The organism is Streptomyces sp. SID13726, from assembly GCF_010548375.1.
Classification (GTDB): Bacteria; Actinomycetota; Actinomycetes; order Streptomycetales; family Streptomycetaceae; genus Streptomyces.
The window spans coordinates 350,726-370,184 of the sequence record NZ_JAAGLY010000008.1 but is presented as its reverse complement, the minus strand read 5'-3'; the positions used below and the strand labels follow the sequence as shown (position 1 = coordinate 370,184).

At 71.3% G+C, this 19,459-nt stretch carries 19 protein-coding genes; 13 read left to right on the top strand and 6 right to left on the bottom strand.

Features of this window, described 5'->3' with window-relative positions; genetic code table 11:
* Positions 1 to 912 precede the first annotated feature (912 nt).
* Entirely contained in the window at positions 913 to 1,269 is a 357-nt protein-coding gene (locus G3I78_RS23855) for a hypothetical protein (protein WP_239157987.1), read from the top strand.
* 253 nt (positions 1,270 to 1,522) lie between these two features.
* Here the strand turns inward: G3I78_RS23855 and G3I78_RS23850 are convergent, their stop codons facing one another.
* Complete coding sequence (locus G3I78_RS23850) at positions 1,523 to 2,296, bottom strand: maleylpyruvate isomerase family mycothiol-dependent enzyme (RefSeq protein ID WP_164427804.1); 774 nt, start codon at positions 2,294 to 2,296, stop codon at positions 1,523 to 1,525.
* A 458-nt stretch (positions 2,297 to 2,754) separates the two neighbouring features.
* Here G3I78_RS23850 and G3I78_RS23845 point away from each other — a divergent pair, with 458 nt between their 5' ends.
* The 4 genes from G3I78_RS23845 (at position 2,755) to G3I78_RS23830 (ending at position 6,707) form a co-directional block, all read left to right on the top strand.
* Positions 2,755 to 3,678, top strand: coding sequence for a bifunctional helix-turn-helix transcriptional regulator/GNAT family N-acetyltransferase (locus G3I78_RS23845; protein ID WP_164427802.1), 924 nt, complete (start codon positions 2,755 to 2,757; stop codon positions 3,676 to 3,678).
* Between the two features lie 51 nt (positions 3,679 to 3,729).
* On the top strand, positions 3,730 to 4,530 hold the full coding sequence (locus G3I78_RS23840) for a sugar phosphate isomerase/epimerase family protein (protein ID WP_164427800.1): 801 nt from the start codon (positions 3,730 to 3,732) through the stop codon (positions 4,528 to 4,530).
* Between the two features lie 113 nt (positions 4,531 to 4,643).
* Entirely contained in the window at positions 4,644 to 5,870 is a 1,227-nt protein-coding gene (locus G3I78_RS23835; protein ID WP_164427798.1) for an MFS transporter, read from the top strand.
* Between the two features lie 135 nt (positions 5,871 to 6,005).
* Complete coding sequence (locus G3I78_RS23830) at positions 6,006 to 6,707, top strand: hypothetical protein (protein WP_164427796.1); 702 nt, start codon at positions 6,006 to 6,008, stop codon at positions 6,705 to 6,707.
* 12 nt (positions 6,708 to 6,719) lie between these two features.
* Here G3I78_RS23830 and G3I78_RS23825 read toward each other — a convergent pair whose 3' ends face one another.
* Positions 6,720 to 7,115: an ATP-binding protein gene (locus G3I78_RS23825; protein ID WP_343243832.1), complete on the bottom strand. Its 396-nt coding sequence runs from the start codon at positions 7,113 to 7,115 to the stop codon at positions 6,720 to 6,722.
* A gap of 129 nt (positions 7,116 to 7,244) precedes the next feature.
* Here G3I78_RS23825 and G3I78_RS23820 point away from each other — a divergent pair, with 129 nt between their 5' ends.
* A complete protein-coding gene (locus G3I78_RS23820; RefSeq protein ID WP_164427794.1) occupies positions 7,245 to 8,063 on the top strand; it encodes a helix-turn-helix transcriptional regulator in 819 nt (272 codons plus the stop codon).
* Positions 8,060 to 8,233, top strand: coding sequence for a DUF397 domain-containing protein (locus G3I78_RS23815; protein ID WP_164427792.1), 174 nt, complete (start codon positions 8,060 to 8,062; stop codon positions 8,231 to 8,233). Before G3I78_RS23820 ends, G3I78_RS23815 begins: the two co-directional genes overlap by 4 nt.
* Here the strand turns inward: G3I78_RS23815 and G3I78_RS23810 are convergent.
* The 3 genes from G3I78_RS23810 to G3I78_RS23800 all read right to left on the bottom strand — a co-directional run bounded on the left by G3I78_RS23810 (position 8,223) and on the right by G3I78_RS23800 (position 10,489).
* Positions 8,223 to 8,954, bottom strand: a complete 732-nt coding sequence (locus G3I78_RS23810) for a hypothetical protein (protein WP_203615382.1) — start codon at positions 8,952 to 8,954, stop codon at positions 8,223 to 8,225. The genes G3I78_RS23815 and G3I78_RS23810 overlap by 11 nt on opposite strands.
* 35 nt (positions 8,955 to 8,989) lie before the next feature.
* Complete coding sequence (locus G3I78_RS23805; RefSeq protein ID WP_164427790.1) at positions 8,990 to 9,583, bottom strand: dihydrofolate reductase family protein; 594 nt, start codon at positions 9,581 to 9,583, stop codon at positions 8,990 to 8,992.
* 123 nt (positions 9,584 to 9,706) lie between these two features.
* Complete coding sequence (locus tag G3I78_RS23800) at positions 9,707 to 10,489, bottom strand: DUF4253 domain-containing protein (RefSeq protein ID WP_164427789.1); 783 nt, start codon at positions 10,487 to 10,489, stop codon at positions 9,707 to 9,709.
* Between the two features lie 97 nt (positions 10,490 to 10,586).
* Between G3I78_RS23800 and G3I78_RS23795 the strand changes: the two genes are divergently transcribed.
* The 3 genes from G3I78_RS23795 to G3I78_RS23785 all read left to right on the top strand — a co-directional run bounded on the left by G3I78_RS23795 (position 10,587) and on the right by G3I78_RS23785 (position 14,456).
* The gene (locus tag G3I78_RS23795) at positions 10,587 to 11,186 is read left to right on the top strand and encodes a DinB family protein (protein ID WP_164427787.1); all 600 of its coding nucleotides are present in this window, start codon (positions 10,587 to 10,589) and stop codon (positions 11,184 to 11,186) included.
* A 168-nt stretch (positions 11,187 to 11,354) separates the two neighbouring features.
* A complete protein-coding gene (locus G3I78_RS23790) occupies positions 11,355 to 12,563 on the top strand; it encodes a 4-hydroxybenzoate 3-monooxygenase (protein ID WP_343243831.1) in 1,209 nt (402 codons plus the stop codon).
* Positions 12,564 to 12,740: 177 nt separating this feature from the next.
* Positions 12,741 to 14,456 carry a methyltransferase gene (locus G3I78_RS23785; protein WP_164427785.1) on the top strand — a complete coding sequence of 572 codons (1,716 nt, stop codon included), beginning with the start codon at positions 12,741 to 12,743 and terminating at the stop codon, positions 14,454 to 14,456.
* Between the two features lie 510 nt (positions 14,457 to 14,966).
* Here the strand turns inward: G3I78_RS23785 and G3I78_RS23780 are convergent.
* Entirely contained in the window at positions 14,967 to 16,013 is a 1,047-nt protein-coding gene (locus tag G3I78_RS23780; protein WP_164427783.1) for a LacI family DNA-binding transcriptional regulator, read from the bottom strand.
* A 282-nt stretch (positions 16,014 to 16,295) separates the two neighbouring features.
* On the opposite strand from G3I78_RS23780, the gene G3I78_RS23775 reads away from it, so the two are divergent.
* From G3I78_RS23775 to G3I78_RS23765, 3 genes are read left to right on the top strand one after another with little or no spacing between them, the layout of a single operon-like run.
* Positions 16,296 to 17,453: a Gfo/Idh/MocA family oxidoreductase gene (locus G3I78_RS23775; RefSeq protein WP_164427781.1), complete on the top strand. Its 1,158-nt coding sequence runs from the start codon at positions 16,296 to 16,298 to the stop codon at positions 17,451 to 17,453.
* The gene (locus G3I78_RS23770) at positions 17,450 to 18,604 is read left to right on the top strand and encodes a dihydrodipicolinate synthase family protein (RefSeq protein ID WP_164427779.1); all 1,155 of its coding nucleotides are present in this window, start codon (positions 17,450 to 17,452) and stop codon (positions 18,602 to 18,604) included. The genes G3I78_RS23775 and G3I78_RS23770 overlap by 4 nt, the downstream gene beginning before the upstream one ends.
* A complete protein-coding gene (locus G3I78_RS23765; protein ID WP_164427777.1) occupies positions 18,601 to 19,431 on the top strand; it encodes a sugar phosphate isomerase/epimerase family protein in 831 nt (276 codons plus the stop codon). The genes G3I78_RS23770 and G3I78_RS23765 overlap by 4 nt, the downstream gene beginning before the upstream one ends.
* The last annotated feature ends 28 nt before the right edge of the window (positions 19,432 to 19,459 follow it).

Genomic DNA, 19,459 nt, shown 5'->3' with positions numbered 1-19,459 from the left:
CGGCTGCCAAATTGGTTTACCGCAACGAATTCTAGATTTTATGATCTTGGTGTGGCTGGTGTGATCTCGGCGTCGGATCCGTCCTGGATGGCCTCATTCACTGGGTTGAGCGCACGCAAGTTCTGAAGTTGGTGGCCGTGCTGCTATGAGTGGATGCTGAAAATCCCACGGGGGGGCGATCTCTGAGGCCTGCCCTTCCAAGACCGGGTACTGCCGGGTATTATATATTGGCGACCAACTTGGCTTCGTTGATGGTCAGGCAGGAGGATACGCCGACATGAACTGGGATCATTGGGAGTTCATGCATACGGGAGGCGGTGTTCCGGCACCGTGATTGACTTGGAGGCTGCCGAATTTGCTGCGCAAGAATTCGCATCTCGCGACCTTCCCTCAAATGATGAATTGCAGTGGGGGCTTCAATTTCGAGGTATCTCAGGGTCCGGCCTCTACCTGTTTCAAATCACCGTGAATCCGAAAACTCCGAGCTGCAGGCCAAGGTTTGGTGGTAGCCCTGGAGTTGTCGTCGATTCGGAGAGTGGGGTTTGCCGCCATGTGCGAGGCCACTCGGAGTGCAAAGATCTTCTACGGGAGATAGGTGGTGGGAGCGGGTAAGAGCGACGTCCGGGGCTCGCCGCAGCCGAGACAGCGCAGGCTGCCCGCGCTTTGGGCCGCAGCCAGATATGTCGGGCTCCGAGGGCAGAGGTAGTCCCTCGGAGTCGCGACTACCCAGGCGCACGTCGGTGCCATCCCCAAGGGCGCCAAGCTGGGAAGCCTGGAGTTCTTCACCGCCGTAAAGCCCAAGGTCGACATCAGGCCTGGATACGCTTCCTGGGGGGATAGCGTCAAGGAATCCGAGATGGAGGGCGAGGAGTGGGCTTCCGTTCCGGTCATCGTCACAGAGGTGCGGTAGGGATGGACCTGAGAGAGTTGGACCCTGCGGAGCTGAAGCGGATCCCTGAAGGGGATGTCAGTTCGCGCGACGTCAAGTGGCTCGCCGAGGTCGATATTGACCGTGTGGCGCTGGAGGAGCGCTGGGGCCGGGCGGAGACCGCCTGCGACAGCCTCGCGGAGTGGCTCTGCTTCGCCTTCTCCCCGGCAGAGGGGGAGGCGTTCCTCCTGCTGCGCGAGGTGGAGCACCCTCCGACGCCTCAATTCGGCCTGAGTGTGACCAGCGGCCTCTTCTCCCCGTCCGCCGCTCACCGAATTGTCGAGGTACTGGGGATCGCCGGGGCGCGAGTGGTCCAGGTGAATGCCGAGGCCGCCCCGTAGAGCCACCGGACCCGCCCGGTGCAGCTCACTTTCCGTTCGTATCGCACGGTGAGCCGTTGGTAGCCGAACAGCTGGTAGATCGATCGCTCGATCTACCAGCGGTGGCGGCCGAGCCGCTCGCCGGACTCGATTTGCGAATACAGGGTCGGCCGGTCCGCCGCACCCCTCCCCACAGTGCTCCAGAAGGCCGCTGGAGCTATCGCCACTGCGGATGACGCCCCCGGCAGAGCTGTGGCGTCACCGCCACGCCGTCTCAGTCCTCCGGCTCCCAAGCCTCAAGCAGATCAAACACCCCCCGATCCCCGCTGACCTCCAAGGAATCCACTGACATCCGCCCGTACAGCGTCAGCACCAACTCCCCAGCCGCTCCCCGCGCAGAGGCGGTCGGCGTGGAAGGCGTCGGTGTCGAAGTCGCCGCCCCCGTGGGGGAGAGGGACAACCGCCAAGAGCGGCCCTCGGTGGCGTGGAAGTCGATCGTGGCCGGTGGGTGCGGCCAGGGGCTGGTCGTGGCGCAGCAGGTGGTCAGGAACTCGTCGACGCCGTCGAAGGCCGCGTCGGTCGGCAGCGGGGAAGGGGTGCCCACGGTGAGCTGGGCGTCGTAGGTGTGGACGGTCGCCTCCTGGACCTGGTGCCGGGCGACGGCGCCGGAGGTCTGCGGAGACTCCGACGCGCCCCACCAGGTCCAGCAGCCGCGGTCGGGGCCGGCCTCGCGCAGGGCGTTCAGGAGGAGTTGGGTCGACTCGGCCGACCAGGTCAGCAGGGCCTCGCGCTCGCGGGGTGCCGCCAGAGGGCCCTCCCACGTGGTGCCGCGCTGGAGCGCGGGGCCGTCGGCCGGGCCCGCGGCCACGTTGGCGGCCCAGCTGCGGTGCACCCCGCCCAGGTGCTGGACCAGGTCGAACAGCGTCCAGTCGGGACAGGACGGCACCCGTACGCCGAGGTCGGCCGCGGAAGCGACCGCGGCCCGGAACGCGTCCGACCGCTCCTCGATCAGCCGCAGCAGGTCAGGAAACTCCAGAGTCTTCGCCACGCCCGGCTGTCTATCACCACGCCCCACCCACCGGCACCCGGTTTTCGCGCCCCGCCGAGCCAAGTCTCAGCGAAGCGTCCCCGCTGGCATGGAGCTGTGGTGAAGTGCCCGGTCCGCCACGCAACCACGGCGAAGCGGCCCCGCCCGCACCGAGCCCAGGCGAAGCGTCCCCGTCGGCACGGAGCTGCGGTGAAGCGCCCCGCCGCAGCGAGCCTCGGCGAAGCCTCCCCGCCCGCACCGGGCCTCGGCGAAGCACCCCTGCCCGCCACCCAGCCTCAGCAAAGCGCCCCGCCCACACCAAGCCACGCCGAAGCAGCCCCGCCCGCCCGCACCCCCCGGAGAACCACCCCACCCACCCCCACCCCCGCCAAAGGACTAGCCCCGACAGCCCCCCACCACCTATCCTCACCCCACCAATACCTCTGACTGAGTCAAACATATCCGGGGGTCGACCAACCATGACCGTCCAGGACATCCGCGCCTTCAACCGCTTCTACACCAACGTCATCGGCGCCCTCGACTACAGCCGCCAGCTCTACGCCCCCTACACCCTCACCGAATCCCGCGTGCTGTACGAGCTCGCGCACTCCCCGCGTACCGACGCCGCCGACCTCCGTACCGAACTTTCCCTGGACGCCGGGTACTTGAGCCGGATCCTGAACAAGTTCGAGCAGGACGGGCTGATCGAGCGCACCGCCTCCCGGCAGGATCCGCGGCGGCGCCGGGTGACCCTCACCGCGCGGGGCCGGGAGACCGCCGCACTGCTCGCCGAGCGGGCCGACGAATCCGTGGGGGCGCTGCTCGCCACCGTTCCGGCCGCCGACCGGCCCCGGCTCACCGAGGCGATGGACACCGTCCGGACTCTTCTGTCCGACGGCCGCCCGCCCCGCCGCGAGGACGTCCTGCTGCGTGAGCCCGGCCCCGGCGACCTCGGCTGGATCGTGGCCAGGAACGCGGCCCGGTACGCCGCCGAGTACGGCTTCAACGCCGACTACGAGGGCCTGGTCGCCAGGATCGTCGCCGACTTCGCGGAGGACCACGACCCGCATCTGGAGCGGGTGTGGATCGCCGAGCTGGACGGCCGGCCGGTGGGCTGCGTGATGTGCGTACGGGACGACGCGCCCGCGACCGCGCGGCTGCGGCTGCTCCTCGTCGAGCCGGACGCGCGCGGACTCGGCATCGGGGACCGGCTGGTCACCGCGGTCGTCGACTTCGCCCGCGGGGTCGGCTACCGCGACCTGGTGCTGTGGACCAACGACGTGCTCGCCGCCGCCCGCCGCGTCTACCAGCGCCACGGCTTCGTCCTCGTCGCCGAGAAACCCCACCGCTCCTTCGGCCAGGATCTCAACGGCCAGGACTGGCGGCTCGACCTCACCGAGTGAGCGCGGTGACCGGGCTGGACCTCACCCTCGTCACCGGGTGAGAGTAGGGCCATGAAACTGGCGTTCTCCACCCTCGGTGTCCCCGGCCTCCCCCTCACCGACGTGCTGCGGCTCGCGACCACGCACGGCTATCACGGCGTAGAACTGCGCGCGCACCCGGAGGAGCCGGTGCACCCGGGGATCGGGCTCGCCGAACGGGCCGACGCGGTCGCCGAGTTCAAGGCGGCAGGCGTGGAGGTGCTCGGTCTCGCCGGGTACGCGCGCGTGGCCGCGCCCGGGGACGACGAGCCCGTGGTGGAGGAGATTCACCGCCTCCTGGACCTCGCCCGCGACCTCGGCGCCGGCCACATCCGGGTCTTCCCCGGCGCCGCCTCCGACCAGCCCCGCGAGGAGGCCGACGCCACGGCCGCGCGACGGCTCGGTACGGCCGCGGAGTACGCCGGCGACCTCGACGTACGCATCCTCCTGGAGACCCACGACTCGCACCGCACGGGTGCCGACGCGATCCGGGTGCTCGGCCCGGTCGGTCACCGCCAGGTCGGGGCGCTCTGGGACGTCATGCACACCTGGCTCGGTGGCGAGCAGCCCTTGGAGACCTACGCGGCCCTTGCCCCGCACCTCGGATACGTGCAGGTCAAGGACATCGCCTCGGCCGAGGACACCACCCCGCTCGGGCTCGGCGCCGGCGTCCTGCCGCTCGCCGAGTGCGTGGAGGTCCTCTCCCGCCACGGCTGGGACGGCTGGCTCTGCTGGGAGTACGAGAAGCGCTGGTACGAGGCCGCCGCCCCGCTGCCCGAGCTGCTGGGGGCGGGCCGCGAGCACCTGGCGCGCCTGCTGAACGAGAGCGCCTGACCGTACGGCGAACCGCGCGGGCCGGCGATTAATTCGCTGGCCCGAATCGCGACGGCCGGTTAACGTCCCCGGGTGCATCAGCCCGCCCCGCCTCCGCCCCCGGTCCCCGTGTCATGAGCCTCAGCCGTACGTTCCTCGATGTACGGCCGCTGCGCACCTCCCCCGTCTTCCGGCGGCTGTTGTTCGGGCGCACGGTGTCCACATTGGGCAGCTTCATGACCATGGTCACCGTCATGTACCAGGTCTGGGACATGACCCACAGCACGGTCTGGAGCGGCGCGGTCGGTGTCGCGCAGGCGGTGCCCATGGTCGGGGTGAGCCTGTTCGCGGGGGCCTGGGTCGACCGGGCCGACCGGCGCCGGGTGTATCTGACGGGCACCGTCGGCTCCGCGGTCTGCGCCCTGCTGCTGACCGTGCAGGGCTTCGCGGGACACGCGCCGGTGCCGGTCGTCCTGCTGCTGGTCGCGGCGCAGACGTCGTTCGCCGCGCTCGGCGCGCCGGCCGCGGGGGTGTTCGTGCCGCGGCTGCTGCCCCGCGAGCAGGTGGCGTCCGGTCTCGCGCTCCAGCAGGTCACCGGCCAGGCGATGATGCTGGTCGGCCCGGCGGTCGCCGGGGTCGTGCTCGGCTGGTGGGGCATCGGCGTCTGCTACCTCCTGGACACCCTGAGCTTCGCGATGTCGTTCTACGGCGCCTACGGTCTGCCCGCGCTGCCGCCCGAGGGGGAGAAGTCCCGGCCCGGGGTGCACGGCGTCCTGGACGGGCTGCGGTTCCTGACCGGCCACCGGGTGGTGCGCGGCGCGCTCCTGACCGACCTGGCCGCGACCGTCCTGTCGATGCCGGTGAGCCTGTTCCCGCTGGTCAACGAGGAGCGCTTCGGCGGCGACCCGCGCACCCTCGGCCTGTTCCTGTCCGCGCTCGCGGTCGGCGGGGTCACCGCGACCGTCTTCTCGGGACCGGTCACCCGCCTGGCCCGCCCCGGCCCGGTGATGCTGTGCGCCTCGGCGACCTGGGGCGCGGCCCTCGCCCTGTTCGGCCTGACCACCAGCGCCTGGCTGGGCCTCGGCATCCTCGCGCTGGCCGGCGCGGCGGACGCCATCGCCGTTCTCTCCCGCACCACCATCGTCCAGACCCGCACCCCCGACGCCCTCCTCGGCCGGGTCACGGCCGCCGAGACGATCGTCGGCCAGGCGGGCCCGCACCTCGGCAACCTCCGCGGCGGCCTGGTCGCCGGCTGGAGCTCGGGGGCCTCGGCGCTCATCACGGGCGGACTGCTGTGCGTGGCCGCGGTGGGGTATGTCGGCGCGCGCACCCCGGAGTTGCGGGCGGCCACTACGGCTTGATGTCGTCTACGCCACACGGTCGGTATCTCGCACACTGTTCGAGAAAAGCTTGTCATGTCCACACCGAAGCACTGAACCGAAGGCCGGACCAAAGACCGAACCGAAGACCGAACCGAAAGGCCGAGGAGGGCCCCGATGGAGGAATGCAGGTTCACACGACGTGCGGTACTGGCCGCGGCGGCTGGAGGAGCCGTGGCGCTCGGCTCCGGGGCGTTCACCGCCACGGCCCAGGCGGCCGCCGCCGCCCCGCCGACCGGGACGGTACGAGTGTTCTGGCTCAGGCCCTCGGACGTGGCGAACGACTCCCGGTACCCCAACGGCATCACCAGTGTCATGCAGGAGTCGCAGCGCTACTACCGCCAGGAACTCGGTGTGACGTTCACACTGAACAACCCCGCCGTCGAGGTGGTCCAGGGCAGCCACCCGCGCTCCTGGTACGAGAACACGCCGAACGGCGGTGACGCGTACTGGTGGGTGGTCTTCAACATGCAGCAGGAGCTCATGGCCAGACTCGGCCTGCGCGCCCCGGACTCGCGCTGGCTGTGCGTCGGCGAGGTCAGCGCCGAGAAGGCCGGCGTCTCCGGCGGCGGTGGCGGGGGCGGCTGGGTGATCCTCAGCGGCCACGACGCCGACGGCGCGGCCGGGATCAACAGCCCGATGAACCGCTGGTACGGCGGCATGGTGCACGAACTGGGCCACGCCTTCGGCCTGCCCGACTCCACACGCACCGACGGCACACCGATGTCGGCCTCGTTCTACGACTACCCGAACTGCCACTTCGACCAGCAGCAGAAGAACGGCATCCGGAACGGCCCGTACGGCAGCTTCCTGGCCTGAACCCTGAACGTCTCACACCAGCACACGCACCCACACGGCCTTCCCGAACTCCCGCCGCCGCACCTCCCAGGCGTCCGCGAGCGCGTCCACCAGGATCAGGCCGCGCCCCGAAGTGGCCTCCGGGTCATAGGACTTGAGCACCGGGAGGTGCGGGGAACCGTCGCCGACCTCGATCTCCACGGCCTTCCCGCCGTCGTACGCCAGGGACGTGTCGAAGGTGCGTCCCGGGCGCCGGGCATGCCGTACGGCGTTCGCGGCCAGCTCCGACAGGATCAGTACGACCGTCTCGCTCGCGTCCTCGGGCACCGACCAGGAGTCGAGGACCAGTTGGGCACCGCGCCGGACCTCGGGGATGTTCTCGACGACCGGCATGAAGGAGCGGCGCCAGGAGTGACTTTCCGTGTTCACGTTACGACTGTCGGTCCTGATCGCTACCTTCGGAAGTGACGCAGCGTCGACAGTCGCTGACGGTGACTGGGGTTGTGGGCGCGTTGAGTCGGGTTGAGCGGTGTTGAGCGGTCGATTCGAGGGGGTGCGGTGGGACAGCCGAAGAAGAACACGTCATCGCCCGCGGCGCAGTACTTCGCGGAGGTACTGCGGCTTCTGCGTACCGCGCGGGGGCTGTCGCAGAGCGAGTTGGGCGACCTGATGGCGTACTCGGGTGCGGCGGTGAGCGCGGTGGAGACCTGCGCGAAGCCAGCGACGGACGAGTTCATCGAGGCGGCCGAGAAGGCGTTGGAGGCGGGCGGGTTGGTGCTGGCCGCCGCCAAGTACCTACGGCTGGAGCGGTATCCGGAGCACTTCCAGGGGTTCGTGCAGCTGGAGCAGGAGGCGTTGAGCGTGTCCTCGTACTGCACGCAGGTGATCGATGGCCTGGTGCAGATCGAGCCGTACGCCAGGGCGGTGCTGGAGTGCGCATTCCCGCCTCTCGACGAGGACGAGATCGAGCGGTTGACGCTGGCCCGCATGGAGCGCAAGGCCCTGCTGGACCGCAAGCCGCTGTGCGTCGTCAACGTCATCCTCGACGAGTCGGCACTCCGGCGCGCGGTCGGCGGCCCGGAGGTGATGCGCGCACAGTACGAGTACCTCCTCGCCTGCGCCAAGCGCCCGAACATCGTCATCCAGGTCATGCCGACCGACAGGGGTGGGCACGCGGGCCTGCAAGGCTCGATGAAGGTGATCGAGACGCCGGAACAGACCACCCTCGTGTACATGGAAGGCAACGGCCACAGCACCCTCGTATCCAAACCGGCGGACGTCGGTGTGCTCGCTCGCCGCTATGCGATGATCAGAAGTCAGGCCCTCCGGCCGGAGGAATCCGTCGCCCTGATCGAGCAGTTGGCAGGTGAGCTATGACTGAACTGACTTGGCACAAGAGCAGCTACAGCGACAGCTCTGGCGGTGATTGCGTCGAGGTGGCCACCACCTCCGCCATCCACATCCGCGACTCCAAGACCCCCGACGCCGAACACCTCACCGTGTCCACCACCACCTGGGCGTCCTTCCTCACCCACCTCACCCGGTAACCGGCAACCCCCGCTCCGCCGCCCACACACGCAGCGCCGCCTCGGCCTCCTCGCGGGACTGGGGGCCCTGGTCGAGGTGGAGTTGCTGGAGGTGGCGGATGGCCGCTCCTACCGTGCGTCCCTGGGGCAGGCCGAGCAGGGTGATGATCTCCTTGCCGTCGAGGGGGACGGGGACGCCGGGCAGCCGCTCATGGGCGGCTCGCTCGGCCGCGGCGCGCTCCTCGGACTCGCGCTCGGCCTGGTCGGCCGCGTGCCAGTCGTCGTAATCGGCCGCGGCGGAGGCATTGAGGGCGGCCCGGTGCCAGTCCTCCTCGTCCCGTCCGTGGCCGAGGCCGACCTCCAGGAACAGGTCGCGGTGGTCCGGTGCGCCGGGGCCCGCCGGGGCCACGCCGAGGCGAGCGAGTGCCGCGTTGATCGGCCAACTCTCCCGCGGGCCACGGAAGTCCGAGGTCTGCACCGGCCCCCATTCCCGCGCACCGGCCCGCCACAGGTCGGCGGTCTGATCGCCCTCGCCGCCCCAGAAGTCCGCTTGGAGATGGGCCACAGGGCCACTCCGCGAGAGCTCGCACAGCAGGCTCGGCAGGTCGGCGTGGAGCGCGTCGGAGAGGGGCAGCAGGCCCAGGCGCTGCCGGAGAGGCGCGACCACGGCCCCCGGCACTTCCTCGGCCCAGCTGCGCAGGCGGTCGAAGTCACCTACGACGGCATCGAGTCGGTACGACATCCGCGCACACTAACCGCAGGGCCCGCCCCCGATCCCTAGGCCCCCGCCGGCCGGTACACGCACACCTGCACGCCTGTCTTCCCGGCGGCCGTCGATACCAGCTCGAAGGGCCGCTTCGCGCCGTCCTCCGGGAAGATCGACTTGCCGCCGCCGAGGAGCACCGGCATCACCACGAGCTGGAGTTCGTCGACGAGGCCCTCGGCGACGAGGGTGCGCACGAGGGTGGGGCTGCCCATCATGGCGAGGTCGCCGCCTTCGGTGTCCCGCAGCGCGCGGATACGGGCGACCGCGTCGGTGCCGGGGATGCGCTCGGTGTTGTTCCAGGTCAGTTCGGCGTCGCCGAGGGTGTCCGTGACGACGTACTTCTTCAGGGAGTTGAGCCGGTCGGCGAACGGGTCCCCGGCGCGTTCCGGCCACGCCCCCGCCATCGTGAGATACGTCCGCCGCCCGTACAGCAGCGCCTCGGCCCGCTCCAGGCCCTCCGTGAACGCCGTGCCGAGCAGCTCCGGGTCGAAGTACGGATGCGACCAGCCGCCGTGCGCGAACCCACCGTCGGTGTCCTCCTGCGGCCCGCCCGGGGCCTGCACGACACCGTCGAGACTGATGAACTCGGTGACCACGATGCGCATGGGATGTACTCCAGTTCCTTGTCGTTTCCCACTGGGGTGATTACGGCAGTACAGACCGGGCCGGGGTGCGGAACTCATCGGTGCGGGCCCGGTGACCGGTTCGCGAGCCCGGTTCTCTGGTCCCTAGTCCCACCAGAACCGCCAGTCCGTCCGCCCGACAAGCTCCCTCGCGTACTCCAGGAACGGGGTCGGCGGATCGTCCACGATGTTGTCCGCGGTGGTCAGCACGTGCTCCAGCGCGAGCAGTTCCGCGTGGGCCGGGTCGAGGGGCGGCCGGGCCACGGAGACATGCAGCTCACCGCCGTACGCGGCCACGACCCGGGCCCCGAACCGCTCCTCCCAGCTCCGCAACAGGGCGCCCAGCAGCGGCAACGGCCCACCGCGCGACCAGCCCGCCACGGCCGGGACGTCGGCTGAGCGCCGGGCCGGGACGAGGGCGAGGGCGAGCGACGCGGCGTACGGCTCGGCGCACAGCAGGTCGGCGACGGTACGCGCCGCGGCCTCCTCGGGCGTCGGACCGGCCCCGGAGTCCGGGACCGCGGGCGCGAGCCCCGGCCAGCGCGTGAACGGCGGCCCCGGATCGTGCGGCCAGGGCTCGACGTCCTCCGGCACCTCCACGGAGGCGGGTGCGCTCCAGAACGGCAACCGCCGCCGCCGGTACTCCGCGAAGTCGGCGGCCAACACCCCTTCCAGGTCTACGGCGTCGGCGGCCCCCGGATCCACGGGCCGCACCGGCGACCCGGGCCGGCACAGGTGCGGATAAAGCCCGGTGACCCCGGCCCGCCCGAGCAGCCGGACCCACAACTCATCCACATCGTCAGGGAGTTCGCCGGAGACCCACACCTCCACCGACCCCCACCGCTCGAACCGCCCCGAAGGCAGCCCATCGGGCAGCGAGAACACCATGCCGGGACGATAGAACGGCCCACTGACATCGGGCGCCCGGGGACGCGGTGCCCCCGAATTCGGTGGACACAGATCCCTCCGCCGACAGACTGAGCCCATGACTGGAACCGACCCCGGCGCCGACCTCCGCTTCTATCTCCAGGACGCCCGCGCCGCCGTACTCCTGAAGCTGGAGGGCTTGTCGGAGTACGACGTCCGCCGCCCCCTGACCCCGACCGGCACCAACCTCCTGGGCCTGGTCAAGCACCTCACCGGCGCGGAGGCGCTGTACTTCGGCGAGACCTTCGGCAGGCCGTTCCCGGACGCCCCGCCGTTGTGGGTCACCGGCGCGACGAAGGAACCGAACGCCGATCTGTGGGCCACCCCCGAGGAGTCCCGCGAGCGGATCGTGGACACCTACCGCCGCGCCTGCGCCCACGCCGACGAGACGATCTCGGCGTTGCCGCTCGACGCGCTCGGCCGGATCCCCTTCGAGCCGTACGGCGAGATCACCCTGCACCGCCTGGTCGTTCACATGATCGGCGAGACCCACCGCCACGCGGGCCACGCCGACATCGTCCGTGAACTGGTCGACGGGGAGGTCGGCTTGAGGGGGCCCGGCGACAACCTGCCGACGGGGGACGGGGATTGGTGGGCGGGGCATCGCGGGCGTGTGGAGCGGGCGGCGAGAGAGGCCTCGGGTTCCCCGAACGGGTGAAACGGCACTTTTGCGCCAAGAGGCCGAAATCGACATCGCGCCAGGTAGGGAGCGAGCGGCACGTCAACCCGGCCCGCACCGTGCACCATTCGGATCAACGGCACCCATTCACCGGTTCTCCACATCCTGCTTGAATCGTCACTGATCATCAGAGAGCTGGAGAACAAGGTGGAAAAACGCTCCTCCGCGGACGGGGCGACGGTACTGATCGTCGGTGCCGGCCCCGCCGGGCTGGTGCTCGGCAACCTGCTGCTGGCGGCCGGTGTCGACTGTCTGATCGTGGAGCGGCAAAGCCGCGCACACGTCGAACAGCGCGCCAGAGCAGGCTTCCTGGCCGCCGAAACGGTCCGCGTCCTCGTCGACAACGGCCTCGGCACCGGACTCCGGGCCCGCGGCCGACAGCACGGCACCTGCGTCTTCCGCACCGAGCGCGGCGAGTTCGCCCTCCAGTACGACGGCCTCGGCAGAGGAGAGGCCCACACCGTCTACCCGCAGCAGGAGTTGGTGACCGACCTGGTCGCCGAGTTCCTGGCCCGCGGCGGCGACCTGCGGTTCGACACACCGGTGAGCGAGACGGGCGGCCTCGACGGCCTGGACGGCGAGCGGCCCTGGCTCGTCGCACACCGCGCGGACGGGACGCCGTACCGCCTCACGGGCCGCTACGTCGCCGGATGCGACGGCCGGCACGGGGTGTGCCGCCGACAGCTCCCGGCCGGGGCGGTGCGCTCGCACCGGCGCCGGCACGGGGTGTCCTGGCTCGCCCTGCTCGTCGAGACACCGCCCGCCCTGCCCGCGGTCACCTACGCGGTGCACGACCGCGGCTTCGCGGGACACATGGCCCGCACCCCCTCCGTCACCCGCTACTACCTCCAGTGCGAACCGGGCACCGACCCGGACGCCTGGACCGACGCGGCCGTCTGGGACGAACTCGACCTCAGGATGCGGGCGGAACGATTCGGCCCGCTGCGCCGCGGACCCGTCCTGGAGCGTGCCGTGGTCGACCTGGAGTCCGACGTACTGGACCCCATGCAGTACGGCCGCCTGTTCCTGGCCGGTGACGCGGCGGGCCTCATCAGCCCCTCGGCGGCCAAGGGCGCCAACCTCGCCGTCATGGCGGCCGAGACCCTGGCCCGGGCCTTCGCCGCCGCGCTCCACCAGGGCGACGAGGAGCCGCTGGCCCGCTACTCGGCCACCTGTCTGCCGAGGATCTGGCGGGCCCAGGAGTTCTCCCACTGGATGATCGGCCTGCTGCACGCGCCCGCCGGGGACGACGAGGAGTCCCGCTTCCTCCGCGCCCTGCGCGACTCCCGCCTGGAGAGCCTGCGCACGTCGACGGTCCAGCAGCACTCCTTCGCCGACAACTACGTAGGCGTCTAGGGCCTGTCAGGGACCCTCGCGTCCTTGTCCGACGACGATCGTGCGGCCGTACGCCATACGCCGTGCCGACCGTCAGCCACGTATGCCGCCAGCCAGGTATGCCGTAGGCCGCCCACAAGCGCCCCTCTTCCCGTACGTCCCCCACCTCCCGCACCCACGATTCATCAGAGGATCTTCATGCCCATCGCCTCGGCGTCGCAGCGTTGCCTTCCCCCGGCGGACCTCGACCGCATCGAGCAGGCAGCCGAGTTCGTCCGCCGAAACGACACGGCAAGCGCCCTCGACGTCCTGCTGCCCGCCCTCACCGCACAGGAGCGGCAGGAGCTCGGCGGCCGGATCCGGCTGGCCCACACCGCTCTGCTCGTCTTCCCGCGGACGCTCGCGGGACTGTGCGAGGAGTTGGCCGAACGGGGGCTGCGCGGAACCGAGTTGACCCCGAGCGTGGTCGTCCGCGGCCGGCTCGCCCAGCGTTACGGCCGGCCGGCGGGCAGCCTCCCGGTCGGGATTCTGCGGGCGTCGGTGCCGGACACCCCGGGCGGGTGCGGGGAGATCGAGATCTTCGCCCTGGAGGTGCCGCCCGGCTCGGACCTCGCGACCGTGGCGGCGGCCGAGCGCGCGGCCGGGCACGAGGCGCACACCGCGTTCGAGGTCGTGGACCCCACGCCCGTGCTCCTGCACGGACTGACGGCCCTGCTCCTCGACCGGGCGGGCTGCCTCGCCGACAGCGGCGGCCACAACCCGCACGAGAACTCCACCGTGCTCTACTTCCGCACCGGCGACCACCGCATCGAGCTCTACGTCCCCGGCCGCCACCCCGAACTCCTCGCCGCCCACCTGCGCCGCTCGGCGGAGGGGGAGGGAAGGACCGGCGACGGGCACCCGCAGATGCCCGGCGCCCATCCCCGGGACCGGCTGCTCCAGCTGATGACCGGCGCCTGGACCACCCAGGCGATCGGTGTGGCCGCCTCGATCCGGCTCGCCGGGCACCTGGACACCCACCCCGGCGCCGACCTCACGCTCCTCGCCGGGCTCACCGGCTGTCACACCGACAGCCTCGGACGGCTGCTGCGCTATCTCGCCGGGCTCGGCCTGGTGGCGGCGGACCCGGACGGCTCGTATCACCTCACGGAGCTGGGCGGACCGCTGCGCACCGGGACCGACGACTCCTTCCAGCCGCTCGCGCTGCTCTACGGCGGCCCGTTCTACCGTTCCTTCGGGCGGCTGCTGCACTCGGTGCGGACCGGGGAGGAGGCGTTCGCGCGGCTCTTCGGCGAGCATCATTTCGCGTACTTCGCGCGCCACCCGGAACTCGCCGACCTCTTCGACCGGGCGATGGCGGCGAGCGCGCCGATGTTCGCCCCCGTGGCCGGGCTGGTGGACCTGGCCGCCCACGAGGTGGTGGTCGACATCGCGGGCGGCAACGGCGAACTCCTCGGCCGTCTGCTGCGCGCGGCCCCGCACCTCCAGGGCGTCCTGCTGGAGCAGCCGCACGCGGTGGAGTCGGCGGAGAAGGCGTTCGCCGCGGCCGGCCTGGCGGACCGCTGCCGGTTCGTGGCGGGCGACTTCACGACCGGGGTCCCCGACGGCGGCGACCTGTACGTCCTGTCCCGCGTCCTGCACGACTGGGACGACGCCCGCTGCCTGGCCATCCTGCGCCGGTGCGCCGAAGCGATGGCCTCCGGCACCGAACTCCTCGTCATCGAACGCCTCCTCCCCTCCGACACCCGCCTCTCCCTCGCCGTCGCCTGGGACGTCCACATGCTGTGCAACGTAGGCGGCCGCGAACGCACGGAATCCCACTACCGCCACCTGCTCTCCGAAGCCGGCTTCGACTTCGCGTCCTGCCACGAACTACCCCTACAGGCGGCGCTGCTGCGATTCAGGCGGCGGTGAGGTGGGCCGCCTGGGCCGGGGTGGTCCGGGGGTGGGGTGTCTGGTGGGGGTTCGGGTGTCGGGCGCGGCTCTCGGCCGTCGGCCTAGGCTCTTGGCGCCGGGCCCCCGATCGGCGGGTCCGCCCGCTGGCGGTGGCCCTTGGCTGCCGGGCTCGGGTGTCGGCGGCGGCCCGGCCCTCGGCGGCGGCCACCGGTCCTCGGCGGCGGCCACCGGTCCTCGGGCCTGGCTTCTGGCACCGGCTCCCGGCCATCGGGCCTGGCCCCGGGGATGGTGGTTCTCGGGTCGTTGCGCTCGGGTGTCGGCGGTGGCCCCGGTCCGCATGATCACCCCCCGGCGCTGGCTCCGGGCCCTCGGGTTCGGCCCCCAGCACAAGCCCTCGGTCCTCGGGCCCAGCCCCAAGCGCTGGCCCCCGGCTCACAGGCTCCGCCCTCAACGACAGCCCCCGTCCTCAAGCCCACCGGCCCAGCACCAGCCCCCGCCCCTCGCACGCACCCCCACCCCCCACCCCCGTCAAACCCGAGGCGCTCCCGAAGACCCCCGCACCATCAGCTCCCCCCGAACCGTCGCGATCCCCCCCGGCGGAGGCTCCTCGCGTCCCATCGCGATCCGTCCCGCCCGGGCGCCCGCCTCCGCCAGCGGCAGCCGTACGGTCGTCAGGGCGGGTACCGCGTCGATGCTGAAGGGCAGGTCGTCGAAGCCGGCGACGGAGACGTCCTCCGGGATGCGCAGTCCGGAGTCCCGCAGGGCCGCGCAGGCGCCGAGCGCGACGGAGTCGTTCGCGGCGACCACGGCCGTCAGGGACGGGTCCCGCCGGAGCAGCTCCAGCGTGGCCTCGTATCCGGACCGTCGGTCGTAGCGCCCATGGACGGTCCAGCGCGGGTCCTCGGTGATCCCGTGTGCGTCGAGGGCCGCCCGGTGCCCCTCCAACCGGTGCCGGGTGGTCGTCCGCTCCTCCGGGCCCGCGATGTAGCCGAGCTTCCGGTGCCCGAGTCCGATGAGGTGCTCGGTGAGTTCCTTGCCGCCGCCGCGGTTGTCGAAGGTCAGCGCGATGGCGCCCGTCTCCGGCGCCGGCGGCCGCCCGCACAGCACGATCCGTGTCCCGGCGTCCGCCAGCTTCCGCAGCTTCGCCGACATCGCGGCCTGGTGCGGTGCGTCCTCGACCGCGCCACCGGTGAGGACGACGGCCGCCGCCCGCTGCCGCTGGAGCAGGGTGAGATACGTCAGCTCGCGCTCCGGAGACCCGCCCGTGTTGCAGACCACACCCAGCCGCTCGCCCCCCGCACGCCCGCCGGGACCGCCGATCTCGGACTGGATGGCTCCGGCCATGATCCCGAAGAAGGGGTCGGCGATGTCGTTGACGAGGATGCCGACCAGGTCGGACGTGGCGGCGGCGAGCGCGCTCGCGGGACCGTTCAGCACGTAGTCCAGCTCGTCCACGGCCCGCAGCACCCGCTCACGCGTGGTCGCGGCCACGGGGTAGTTCCCGTTCAGTACGCGCGACACCGTCGCGGGGGAGACCTGGGCGCGGGCCGCCACGTCCGCCAGGGTCACCGTCATCGTCGTCCTCCGGTCGCGCGCCTCGGCGGCCCAAGCCCGCTTCGGCGCATCTCAGTCGTACTCCGTCGTACACGCGGGCACCCAGGGCCCGGTTCCGAGCCGACCTTAAGCCCCCCGACCCCCGTTGTTCGCCCCCTCGAACAACTCACACCGTTCGCGCTCTTGTCCAGACCGCTGCTCAGAGGCTAGCTTCTTCCTAGATAGAAAGCGCTTGCTGTAACGCTCATCAGTGGAGCGTGCGCGGCGCGCACGACCGCGTACGACTCCTACGAAGGGAATGACGTGACACGCAAGACGGTGCGTATCGCCATGAACGGTGTGACAGGGCGCATGGGCTACCGCCAGCACCTGGTCCGCTCCATCCTCGCGATCCGCGAGCAGGGCGGTCTCGACCTCGGCGACGGCACGGTGCTGTGGCCCGAGCCGATCCTCGTCGGCCGCCGCGAGCACGCCCTCAAGGCGCTCGCCGAGCAGCACGGTCTGCGCCTCGACAACATCTCGACCGACGTGGACGCCGTCCTCGCCGACCCGACCGTCGAGATCTACTTCGACGCCCAGGTCACCTCCGCGCGCGAGGAGTCGATCAAGAAGGCGATCGCGGCCGGCAAGCACATCTACACCGAGAAGCCCACGGCCACCGGCCTGGAGGGCGCCCTGGAGCTGGCCCGCCTCGCGAACGCGGCCGGCATCAAGCACGGCGTCGTCCAGGACAAGCTCTTCCTCCCCGGCCTGCTCAAGCTGAAGCGCCTCATCGACGGCGGCTTCTTCGGCCGCATCCTCTCGATCCGCGGCGAGTTCGGCTACTGGGTCTTCGAGGGCGACTGGCAGACCGCCCAGCGTCCGAGCTGGAACTACCGGTCCGAGGACGGCGGTGGCATCGTTGTCGACATGTTCCCGCACTGGGAGTACGTGCTCCACGAGCTCTTCGGCCGAGTGAAGTCCGTCCAGGCCCTCACCGCCACCCATGTCCCGCAGCGCTGGGACGAGAACGACAAGCCCTACGACGCCACCGCCGACGACGCCGCCTACGGCATCTTCGAGCTGGACGGCGGCGCCATCGCCCAGATCAACTCCTCCTGGGCCGTCCGCGTCAACCGCGACGAGCTCGTCGAGTTCCAGGTCGACGGCACCGAGGGCTCCGCGGTCGCGGGCCTGCGCAACTGCCGTGTCCAGCACCGCTCGGCCACCCCGAAGCCGGTCTGGAACCCGGACATCCCCGCCACCGAGGTCTTCCGCGACCAGTGGCAGGAGGTGCCCGACAACGCCGAGTTCGACAACGGCTTCAAGGCCCAGTGGGAGCTCTTCCTCAAGCACGTCTACGCCGACGCCCCCTACCAGTGGGACCTCCTCGCCGGCGCCCGCGGTGTCCAGCTCGCCGAACTGGGCCTGAAGTCCTCGGCCGAGGGCCGCCGTCTCGACGTACCGGAGATCGCGCTGTGACGATCCAACTCCCCACCGGCGACGGGGGATTCAAGGCGTACGAACCCCGCCTCGAACCCCTCGCCGTCACCACCGGCTCGCCCTTCACCTCCCGTACGGTCTTCTCGGCCGCCCATGTCGTCGCCGACCCGTTCGCCGACTCCACGCCGGACTCCCCGGCCGCCGTCGACTGGGACGCCACCCTCGCCTTCCGCCGCCACCTGTGGTCGCACGGACTCGGGGTCGCCGAGGCGATGGACACCGCCCAGCGCGGAATGGGCCTGGACTGGGCGGGCGCGGCCGAGCTGATCCGCCGAAGTGCCGCCGAGGCCAAGGCGGTCGGCGGGCTCATCGCCTGCGGTGTCGGCACCGACCAGCTCACCGGCCCGGCGACCCTCGCGGAGGTCCGGGCCGCCTACGAGGAGCAGCTCGCCCTCGTCGAGGAGTCCGGCGCCCAGGCCATCCTCATGGCCTCCCGCGCCCTCGCGGCGGCCGCCAAGAGCCCCGAGGACTACCTGGAGGTCTACGGCCACCTGCTGCGCCAGGCCACCGAGCCGGTCGTCCTGCACTGGCTGGGCCCGATGTTCGACCCGGCGTTGGAGGGCTACTGGGGCTCGTCCGACCTGGACGCGGCGACCGACACCTTCCTGGAGGTCATCGCCGCCCACCCGGACAAGGTCGACGGCATCAAGGTCTCGCTCCTGGAGGCCCAGCGCGAGATCGACATCCGCCGCAGGCTCCCGCAGGGCGTCCGCTGCTACACCGGCGACGACTTCAACTACCCCGAGCTGATCGCGGGCGACGACCAGGGCTTCAGCCACGCCCTGCTCGGCATCTTCGACCCGCTGGGCCCGCTCGCGGCCGAGGCGGTCCGGGTGCTGGACACGGGTGACGCCAAGGGGTTCCGCGAACTCCTCGATCCCACGGTCGAGTTGTCCCGCCATCTCTTCCAGGCGCCGACCCGCTTCTACAAGACGGGCGTGGTCTTCCTCGCCTGGCTGGCCGGCCACCAGTCGCACTTCACGATGGTCGGCGGCCTCCAGTCGGCCCGCTCCCTCCCGCACTTCGCGCGCGCCTACGAACTCGCCGACGGCCTGGGCCTGTTCCCGGACCCGAAGCTCGCCGAGGAGCGCATGAAGAACCTGCTGTCCCTGTACGGGGTGACCCAGTGACCGACCTGTCCCGCTTCTCCATCAACCAGATGACGGTCAAGCAGCTGTCGATCCCTGAACTGGTCGAGGGGTGCCTGGAGTTGGGCATCCCGGGCGTGGGCCTGTGGCGCGAGCCCGTCCAGTCGTACGGCGTCGAGGCGACGGCCAAGCTGGTCCGCGACGCGGGCCTGGCGGTCACCACGCTGTGCCGCGGCGGCTTCTTCACGGCGATCGACCCGGACGAGCGGACGGCGGCCCTGGACGACAACCGCCGCGCGGTCGACGAGGCGGCCACGCTGGGCACCGACACCCTGGTCCTGGTCTCCGGCGGCCTCCCGGCCGGCTCGAAGGACCTGCACGGCGCCCGCGAGCGCATCGCGGACGCCCTGTCCGTGCTGGGCCCGTACGCCGAGGAGCGCGGGGTCCGGCTCGCCATCGAGCCCCTGCACCCCATGTACGCCTCGGACCGCTGCGTGGTCTCCACCCTCACCCAGGCCCTCGACCTCGCGGAACGCTTCCCCGCCCAGCAGGTCGGCGTCACCGTGGACACGTACCACATCTGGTGGGACGACAACGCGCCCGCGCAGATCGCCCGGGCGGGCGCGGGCGGCCGTATCCACACCTTCCAGCTCGCCGACTGGACGACCCCCCTCCCGGCGGGCGTCCTCAACGGCCGCGGCCAGATCGGCGACGGCGCGATCGACATGCGCGAGTGGCAGCGCCACGTCGAGGCGGCCGGCTACACCGGCCCCATCGAGGTCGAACTCTTCAACGACGACCTGTGGGCCAGGGACGGCCGCGAACTCCTCGCGGAGACGGCCGAGCGATTCGTGGCCCACACCCTGTAGGCGCCGGGCTCGGGCGATGCGCGGAGGG